The organism is uncultured Lactobacillus sp. (assembly GCF_947367085.1).
GTDB lineage: Bacteria > Bacillota > Bacilli > Lactobacillales > Lactobacillaceae > Lactobacillus.
This window is the reverse complement of the sequence record NZ_CANBCP010000070.1, coordinates 1-8,068: the sequence shown is the minus strand read 5'-3', so window position 1 is coordinate 8,068 and position 8,068 is coordinate 1. Positions and strand designations below refer to the sequence as shown.

At 37.0% G+C, this 8,068-nt stretch carries 12 protein-coding genes; all 12 read right to left on the bottom strand.

Annotated features, from left to right (window positions below):
• A partial coding sequence (locus tag Q0Y70_RS08935) for a phage tail tape measure protein (RefSeq protein WP_297820022.1) occupies positions 1-2,140 on the bottom strand: 2,140 nt, incomplete at its 3' end.
• Between the two features lie 24 nt (positions 2,141-2,164).
• Positions 2,165-2,320 carry a hypothetical protein gene (locus tag Q0Y70_RS08930; protein WP_297820019.1) on the bottom strand — a complete coding sequence of 52 codons (156 nt, stop codon included), beginning with the start codon at positions 2,318-2,320 and terminating at the stop codon, positions 2,165-2,167.
• Positions 2,321-2,373: 53 nt separating this feature from the next.
• Positions 2,374-2,808, bottom strand: coding sequence for a hypothetical protein (locus tag Q0Y70_RS08925; protein WP_297820016.1), 435 nt, complete (start codon positions 2,806-2,808; stop codon positions 2,374-2,376).
• Positions 2,809-3,003: 195 nt separating this feature from the next.
• Positions 3,004-3,633: a phage tail protein gene (locus Q0Y70_RS08920; protein ID WP_297820013.1), complete on the bottom strand. Its 630-nt coding sequence runs from the start codon at positions 3,631-3,633 to the stop codon at positions 3,004-3,006.
• A 12-nt stretch (positions 3,634-3,645) separates the two neighbouring features.
• Positions 3,646-4,026, bottom strand: a complete 381-nt coding sequence (locus Q0Y70_RS08915; RefSeq protein WP_297820010.1) for a hypothetical protein — start codon at positions 4,024-4,026, stop codon at positions 3,646-3,648.
• Positions 4,023-4,463, bottom strand: a complete 441-nt coding sequence (locus Q0Y70_RS08910) for a hypothetical protein (RefSeq protein ID WP_297820007.1) — start codon at positions 4,461-4,463, stop codon at positions 4,023-4,025. Before Q0Y70_RS08910 ends, Q0Y70_RS08915 begins: the two co-directional genes overlap by 4 nt.
• Positions 4,456-4,818 (bottom strand): phage head closure protein, encoded by a 363-nt coding sequence (locus Q0Y70_RS08905; RefSeq protein WP_297820004.1) that lies wholly within the window; start codon positions 4,816-4,818, stop codon positions 4,456-4,458. Before Q0Y70_RS08905 ends, Q0Y70_RS08910 begins: the two co-directional genes overlap by 8 nt.
• Positions 4,818-5,168 (bottom strand): head-tail connector protein, encoded by a 351-nt coding sequence (locus Q0Y70_RS08900; protein ID WP_297820001.1) that lies wholly within the window; start codon positions 5,166-5,168, stop codon positions 4,818-4,820. Before Q0Y70_RS08900 ends, Q0Y70_RS08905 begins: the two co-directional genes overlap by 1 nt.
• 2 nt (positions 5,169-5,170) lie before the next feature.
• On the bottom strand, positions 5,171-5,419 hold the full coding sequence (locus tag Q0Y70_RS08895; protein ID WP_297819998.1) for a hypothetical protein: 249 nt from the start codon (positions 5,417-5,419) through the stop codon (positions 5,171-5,173).
• A 221-nt stretch (positions 5,420-5,640) separates the two neighbouring features.
• A complete protein-coding gene (locus tag Q0Y70_RS08890) occupies positions 5,641-6,819 on the bottom strand; it encodes a phage major capsid protein (RefSeq protein WP_297819995.1) in 1,179 nt (392 codons plus the stop codon).
• A complete protein-coding gene (locus Q0Y70_RS08885; RefSeq protein ID WP_297820025.1) occupies positions 6,819-7,577 on the bottom strand; it encodes a head maturation protease, ClpP-related in 759 nt (252 codons plus the stop codon). Before Q0Y70_RS08885 ends, Q0Y70_RS08890 begins: the two co-directional genes overlap by 1 nt.
• On the bottom strand, positions 7,513-8,068 hold a 556-nt coding region (locus tag Q0Y70_RS08880; RefSeq protein WP_297819992.1), incomplete at its 5' end, for a phage portal protein. The genes Q0Y70_RS08885 and Q0Y70_RS08880, both read right to left, overlap by 65 nt.

Below are 8,068 nucleotides of genomic sequence, written 5' to 3'. Positions count from 1 at the left end.
TCCCGCCTTGACAGGAAAATCCGTATGCCGGGCTACACCGTTGACGAAGATCTTGTCCTGCCATTTCTAGTTGCTTCAATTGCATTTTGGTTGAAGCCATGTTCTTTTTGGCTAGATTATGAACATAGTTATCCTTTTCAGCTTTCTTTTCTTTTTCAACTAAATCAGCGAAATCTTTAGATGTTTGAGAAAGAATCATGGCTGCATTCATACCGGTTGCACCAAATACAGCCTTAAAGAATGCACCCTTTTCAGCACGTCCTAAGTGATCAACATGTTTGTTGATGATTGACATGATTTCTGGTAACTGTTTAAGAGCGCCAGATTGTGTCTTAAAGTCTTTGAGTTGCAAGTGAACACTAGCTAAGGCGTCAGCTGCACCCTTAGTCGGCTTAACTAAACTAGTCATCATCTTTCTGAATCCAGTACCAGCTAAAGAGCCTTCAAGACCAGCGTTACTTAATTCACCAATGGCAGCAGTAGTAACTTCAACTGATTGTCCGGCTTGTGCAGCACCAACGGAAGCAAACTTCATTGCTTCACCCATGTTCTTAAAGTCGGTAGCTGTCATATCTGCTGAATATGCCATTGCGTTGGTTACACGTTGCGAACTTTCAATGACTTGTTTTGAAGTTTTATTTTGTCGTAAATTAAAAGCATCCAGAACTGATGCGGTGTTTTGTACAACATCAGCGTAATCATCGCCAGAAGCTCTAGCGGCTTCAAGCATAGATTTCATAGAACCAATAGATGCATTGGCATCATAACCACGTTTTACAAGTTCGGTATATTGATCGGCAATTTCTTTTTGAGATACTCCATATTGCTTAGAATAGGAGGCAGCATCTCTTTGCATGATTCCAACTTTTTTAACTTCACTTGCAGCTTCTTTGGCGCTAGAAGCACCAGTATTCAGAATGTTTTTAGTAGTGATCCAAGATTGCTGTAAGTTAGCAGCCATGCTAACAGCTTTACCAACTCCAGCTCCCATAACCCCAACTCCAGCACTTACAGCCAAAAAACTAGATTTTAAAGAAGAAGCCCACTCTCTTGTATGAGAAGTGGACTCTTTAAATTTCTGATTCATTTGGCCGATAGCACTGTTAAAGCCATGAATTTGCGCTTTGAATGTGCCAAATTTAGTAGTACCTAACTTTTGGTTTAAAACGCCCAAACGATTAGCTGCAGTATTCGCTTTGACAGCCTGTTCTGAGTATTCTTTGGATACACTAGATAGTTTTTCTGGGAATCCACTTAATACTCTTTTTTGTTTTTCATAAGCTTCAGTTTCTTTTTCTAAAGCTGCTTTAGCTTTTTGAGCTTGTTCACTATTTTTGCCGGAAGCAAGCGTTGCTTTTTGTAATTCATTGGTACGATATGCAATGTTGGTTTTCGCAGTCGCTAATTTTGACTTTTCAACATCGTATTGTCTAATTAGCTTAGCTTGTTGAGATTCTAATTGAGCTAAAACTTGTTTTTCTGCTTTATACTGACTGGATAAGCTTTGCTGCTCAACTTTTAGTCCTTTGATTTCAGATCGATTAGCTTTAAAGTAACTACCGCTCTGTCTAAGACTATCAATATAAGCTCTGTTAGCTTTTTGAACAGCTTCAGTCTGTTTACGATAATCAAAAAGACCAGTTTTCATCTTAGCCAGCATTTGAATAGCTTTTTCTTGCTGTTCACGCATACTTGCTAAGGAAGCTTTGGTCTTATCTAAAGTTGTTTTCTGTTTTTCAGTTTCAGCAGTAAATTGTTTTGTTGCTCTTTGAGCTTGGGCGTAATCTCTAGCAGCTTCACTAATTTCTTTTTTAGTGGCAGTAGTAGAATTTTTTAGATCATCTAAATGCTTTTTTGCTTCAGACTCACTTTGCTGCAGATTGTTGAGATGAGTCTTGTAATTTTCTAATCGGCTACTTAATTCACCAATATTGCGTTCATATTCCTTAATGATGTTAGCAGATTGAGTAACTTTATAGTTGTAAGCTGATAAAGTACCCTCACCTGCTTTAAATTCGGAGAATCCTGCGCGCATCTCTGTTTTTAAAATGCGCATGGCGTCCTTCATGCCTTTCAGTCCTCGCATTACTCCTCGGTCTTGCAAGTCCATTACAAAGGTATATCCATCAATAACAGGCATATATTTCTTTCTCCTTCCTTTAAATTAAAAATCGGCGCCTAATTGTCTTGCTAATTCTAGTGGGTTAACCTCACGGTCTTCATTTGATTTAGCGTTTTGTGCTGAAATCCAGTTGGAGAAAGATTGTTGGTAAAAGTCGTCCGGTAAAATACCTTTTTCGTTTAGCATCTGTTGAGCCATAAAATCGATATCTTCTACTAGGTTTTTCAGTTGCCAGGATATTTCACGCCGATTTATTTTGGGTCTTTTGTGCCTTCATCTTCACTTGTTTCATCATTTGCTGGATTTAGATTTGCTTGAATAAGTGCTTGTCTGTAGTCATTCATGGCCTTAACTGAAGGAACAGTCATTTGGCAAAACTTTTCAACCACTTCCGCATAAAATTCGGCAATTTCTGATCTACTCATATTTTCAAGCTTTTTTGTTTGAGCTTTGTTTAATCCCAGTAAGGAAGCCACATTCTTTACGGTATATTCATTAATTAGATTTCCATATTCATAGAGAGGAGTAATCTCGCTCTTTTTTGCATTTTTTTGTTCTAATTCATCAATTGCATCAAGCAATTTTTCATATCCTTTTGCAGCCTTTTGAACATTTGACATAGTATCAATAATTGTGAAATCTTGGCCCAAAACTTTTTGAGCATTAAATGTAACTTTAATAGCCATATTTATTCTTTCTCCCTTTTAAAATTCGTCTCACATTTCTCGTCTCTGTCCGCTTTGTTAACTAATTACCAGCTGGTGCTGGCTTTGTTGATTCAGAATTATCTTTGGCAGAAGAAGCTTCGGAATCAGAAGAATTTGAACCAGGCTTTGCTGCTGGTTCTGTATGTGGAGTATCCCCAGCTTGACTATCTGGGGTTATACTTTTTTTGAGCTATCTTTAATAAAAGTTTGACCAGGGAAAACCGTATCGAATACAGCTTTTTCATCAAAACCTTCTTGTTTTTCCCAAAAAATTGCGAAAGGTTTTCCGTTATTGAATTGTTTGTAACCCAAAGCAGTGAACGTTAAGTTATCATCTTCCCGAGTTTGGGCAGTATCCGTATTAGTTTGAATGTTTTGTGAAGCTTGAGCCATTGTGCCTCGACCAAAGCAGTAGTAAAGCTTGGTTTGGGCAATAGGTTCTCTAGTTACAATAATCAAACCGGATTCGGTATTTTCATTTCCTTCAGTCCATCCGCCACCAGCAATTTCTACACGTCCTAATAACTTATTAAGAATCTTAGGGTTAATCATGTTTGAATCAATTGCTACTTGTGGTGAGGCAGGTCCTTTAGAAACATCAACTACTTCGTTGTTACCAGCAATTTTAGTAGTGGTACCAGATAAGTTAGTAATGTTGGCTGTTTTAGAACCTAAGTTAAAGTTAGCTTTGTTAGTGTCGATTTCATAAACACCGGATTCAGATAATCCTTTATCTCCAGTGAGTACTGAACCATCTGCAGCTTTTAAGCCGGTGAAAATTGTGTCTAAACCGATTGCAGGCATTTAAAATCTCCTTTACATTTGAATCGTGTAATTAAATTTCAGTGTGTTTGTTATGTTTTTGTTGTCAGGCGTCATTACATGTCCTGCATTCGCATAACAACGGAAACTATGGGCAAACAAAAAAGCCCGAACTTTTTGTTCGATGGCTTCCATGTCTTGTTCATAATTTGGTGGATAATAAAAATCCAACTGGAGACGGCGTCTTTCAAAAATGGGTACTCCATTTCCATAACCATGACGTCCTCCAGGCGCTTCAGATACAACTAATATTGCATCTGTTTTAGTTTTATCTTGAGGAGAAATCATATAAGCGTGGATATGTTCTTTCTTTAGTCCCTCAAGTTTGCTTGTATTTTGTTTAAGTAATGAAACTACTTGAGCGGTGGGTGTCATAATCCCATCTTCTTTCTCATTACTTCTCTTGCGGTCTTAATCATAGCTTGTTTAATTGCATCGTCGGCTTCTTCTTGGGATTTTTCCCAATAATGTTCACCGGCAATGTGACGATAAGGACCTCCATGTTGGTTATAGGATTCCCAACCATCATTAATAAAGCGAGCTATATAGGCTTTTTTGCCTTCTTTTGAAAATCCAGTTTCGATAGATCCATCATGCTTTACGTTTTCTACTAACGTATCTGCCATGTGGTCAGGATAGCCTACACCGTATTGACCGCTAGTACGATGAGTATCAACTTTTGCCTTTAAAATAGGCATAAAAGCAGACATCCCTGCCTGATTAACGACAACTCTGTCTGCTTTATTAAATCCTTTTGCTAATTTATCAATGACTTGATCAAATTTAGCTTCATTTTTTATTTCACTAGCCATGATCTACTACCTTTCTGTGACATGTAATTAAATCAAATGCGTTTGCGGTCAGACCGTCATCATAGTTAATACTGTCAATCGTGTACTCGTTGTCTCCCAAACGCATTGTCATATCGCTTTCAATATTTGGATTATGGCGAATAAAGAAAACAACAGCGTCTTTAATACCAGCACCGACAAGTGTTAGTTGTTGAGATTGACTTAATGACCATTTACCGGCCCAAACTGTTAAAAGTGGTGAGAATGAGTTAATAGATTCTCCCGTATTAGGATTGATTTTGTCGGTTTCTACATATCGTCCGAATTCAATTCGATATCTCATACGTGCAATGTTGATGCTAGTATGTTTAGTCACTACTGTTCATCTCCCTTATCCATTAAATAAGTTTTGTAACGATAATCATCCTTCATAGCGTTAATTGTTGAATTATAAGTATCCTGTATTTCAAACGTCATAGCATTTGAGCTCGTATCACGGTTGTTATAGCTGTGATAAGTTTTAAGCCATACAGCATACTCAAAATTAGGATTATCGTCGAAAAAATCATCAATTCTAGATCCAACCTGTCCAATAATGTCTTTTCGAGCAGATAAAATTAAACCTTTAATAACTGGATCTTCCAAATCACTATCAACTTTGCAGAAGTTTTTAACATTTTGTAAATCTTCTGGTTCAACACTAGTTAATAAGGATTTTATCGACATTCTTAATCACCTAGATGTTTTTCATTAATGATATCTAACAATTGTTGTTTAGTAGCATTAGATGGATAGCTAATCTGCATAGTATCTAAGTCCTGTTTCAAGTTGGCTACCGTTCTATCTTTCAGAGCTATTCGTTGTGTAATGCCTTTACCACTAAGTATTCCTTCAATAATTTCATCCTTAGTATCAAATGCGGTCAACAGATATTCTTTGCTTATCTGACCATCATGCCCCATTTTAGTTTGATACATTTGGGCAAAAATATTTTTTAAGGAATCAATTGATTTTGTCTCAAGTTCTTCTTTAGTATATTTAGGCTCAGTCTCTTCATCTGGCTTCTTAGAATCAGTTGGATTTACTTGTTTATCCTTTGAACTAGAAGTTGATGGATCATTTACTGCAGGTTGGGTATCCCCGCCTTTATCAGGTGTAGACGGATTTGAGCCGTCTTTTTTGTTACCTGACGGGGTATCTATTTTCCCGCTTCAACCTTAGCAAGGCGGAATGCACTAGCCAACTTGATTTGGTGGTCAAACCATGCAGTCAATTGGAAGTAGTTCATACCCTTTTCGTAATCCTTATATTGTTCGTATAAAGAACTGTTAATTTCGTAATTCAATTGTGCAAAGCTAAAGTCACCAACAACAGGAGTAGTTGCAGCAGAAGTGAACTTAACTGGGACACCTAAAACTGATTCTGGTTGTGCTTGGTAAAGAGTAGCTGAATTATTAGCTAAGCCATCAAGCATCTCGTAGTAATCACTTCTGGTCATTAAAACTTGTGCATTATCTTGGAATGCATCATCTAAATCAGCAATGGCTTTGCGAATAGCATGGAATAAGTCTTTGCCTGATACGGATTTAATCTTAACAGTAGTAGTATCATAGAAACTCATGTGTTCTAAACCTGCTGGATTTGAGGTACCAAGAGTCATAGAACGTTCTTTTAATTGCAAAGCAGATGATAAAGCATTGTTTACGTATTGTACTAAACCTGCATCGGAGCCAAGTAAAACGGTGTCAGAAATTCCTGCACGAACCTTTAACATATGACGTTCAAAAGTGATTTGATCGCCCTTTAAATCCATTTCTTTAGCAACTTCACCATCGTTTACAAATGAGTCGTCAGCAATTTCATAAGAAATACGTGGCAAAATCAAATTAGTAATGGTTGATACGGTTTCCATATCACGTAAAGGATTAGTTGCAAATGGTTCAGAAACTAATTGGTTAGATACATTTACTGGAAGTAATTTTGCACCGTTAGAAGAAGTGTCGTCTTTTAATTCTTGCTTAACCGCATTCCACTTTTCTTGGAATTCAGCATTGTCAGGACGGACAGTCTTACGAATCCATGCGGCTTCTGCTTTAATTAAACGTTGCTTTGGATCTACTGGCATCTCTACTTGCTTATCTTTTGCTTCTGCAAGTTTGTTCTTAATTTCATCGGATTGAGCTTCCTTAGCTTTGTCATAGCGTTCCTTTAAAGTGTTGTAACGTAAAGCTGCGCCATCTTTCTTTTGATTCAAAGCCTTAATATCTTCAAGAGCCTTTGGATCTGGATTGGTAGCAGCTTTAGCTAATGCATCTTCAATATCCTTTAATGCTTGACCAGCATTGTATGTTTCTTGTCTCAGTTCATAAATATTCATTAAAAATTCTCCTTAATATTTAAAAGTTCAATAAAAAGAGCGCTGCTCGACTGCAACGCTCTCTTCTTAATTTCTTCAAGTTCTTTCAATTTTTCCGAAGATGTCTTTTCTTCTGAATTAGGTAATTTCTGATCTAAAAGTTGTTTTGGCAAATGCTTAAACTTCTTTGCGAATGGATTATCTAATGATGCTACTGCTTGATTAGGTTCTAATACCTCATCAGCTAGACCATAACTGACTGCCTCATCGGCTGTAAGCCATGTTTCGTTATCCATTAGCTCTTTAAGTGTGTCCTTATCTAACTTGTCACCAGCTTTTGCTAAATAAGAAGCAATGCTGGCCTTAGTAATCTGATCTAAATCATCGGCTGCTTTGCGCAATTCGTTCGCATTTCCAACAGCAATGGTATATGGATTGTGAATCATCATCATACTGTTTGAGGGCATAAAAATAGCGTCACCACTCATTGCGATGACGCTTGCAATTGATGCTGCTAATGCATCAATATAAATATTTACTTTTGCTTTATTTTGTTTGAGCATATTATAGATTGCTATACCCTCAAATACGCTTCCACCTGGAGAATTAATATGCAAATTGATCTCTTTTACATCCCCTAATGATTTAAGGGCATCTCTAAAACCGGCAGCAGATGTATCTGAATCTTCAAATTCATCAGTTACGATTTCTCCATCAATATACATGTTTGCTACTTTGCTTGTCGGAGCTTCTTGTTTGATTGTCAGATAACTGGGCATCTTCGCTTTGATCGTTTTTAACGTCGTCACTAGGATTTTCACCTCCTCTCATAGAGTTCGAAATTTTAGGATCATTAACTTTGTCAGCTTGCGCAAGTAATGCAAGATCCTTAGAGAACCACAACTCATTAGCATTTTTTTCTTTAACTTCGGGTAAATCTTCTAATTTTCTCAATTCATTTGGAGTTGCTAAACCGTTTCTAATCATCATTTGATAAAAAGCCGTTCGTGATTGAGTGTCCCCTCGCATCAATCCATTTAAATTGAATTTGAAGTAGTAACCTCTAGAGCGTTGAGCGGGTGTAAGTAATTTTCTATTAAATTCAGATTCATATTGTTTAACAATGGGAATCAGGGTCATTTGAACAAATTGTGTCATAATACTTTCCGAACTTTTTGCATTACCTTGATTACCAGAATCTAGAAAAGTTAGCGGAACATTGAATGCATTGGCAATTTTTTGCTTTGTAATGCTATTTACAGTCTGCAAA

Bases quoted from the DNA above. Each gene is read 5' to 3' on its own strand.
- Q0Y70_RS08920 (WP_297820013.1), bottom strand. From the start codon at position 3,633: ATGCCTGCAATCGGTTTAGACACAATTTTCACCGGCTTAAAAGCTGCA.
- Q0Y70_RS08930 (WP_297820019.1), bottom strand. From the start codon at position 2,320: ATGGCTCAACAGATGCTAAACGAAAAAGGTATTTTACCGGACGACTTT.
- Q0Y70_RS08890 (WP_297819995.1), bottom strand. From the start codon at position 6,819: ATGAATATTTATGAACTGAGACAAGAAACATACAATGCTGGTCAAGCA.
- Q0Y70_RS08900 (WP_297820001.1), bottom strand. From the start codon at position 5,168: ATGTCGATAAAATCCTTATTAACTAGTGTTGAACCAGAAGATTTACAA.
- Q0Y70_RS08925 (WP_297820016.1), bottom strand. From the start codon at position 2,808: ATGGCTATTAAAGTTACATTTAATGCTCAAAAAGTTTTGGGCCAAGAT.
- Q0Y70_RS08910 (WP_297820007.1), bottom strand. From the start codon at position 4,463: ATGGCTAGTGAAATAAAAAATGAAGCTAAATTTGATCAAGTCATTGAT.
- Q0Y70_RS08895 (WP_297819998.1), bottom strand. From the start codon at position 5,419: ATGTATCAAACTAAAATGGGGCATGATGGTCAGATAAGCAAAGAATAT.
- Q0Y70_RS08915 (WP_297820010.1), bottom strand. From the start codon at position 4,026: ATGACACCCACCGCTCAAGTAGTTTCATTACTTAAACAAAATACAAGC.
- Q0Y70_RS08885 (WP_297820025.1), bottom strand. From the start codon at position 7,577: ATGCCCAGTTATCTGACAATCAAACAAGAAGCTCCGACAAGCAAAGTA.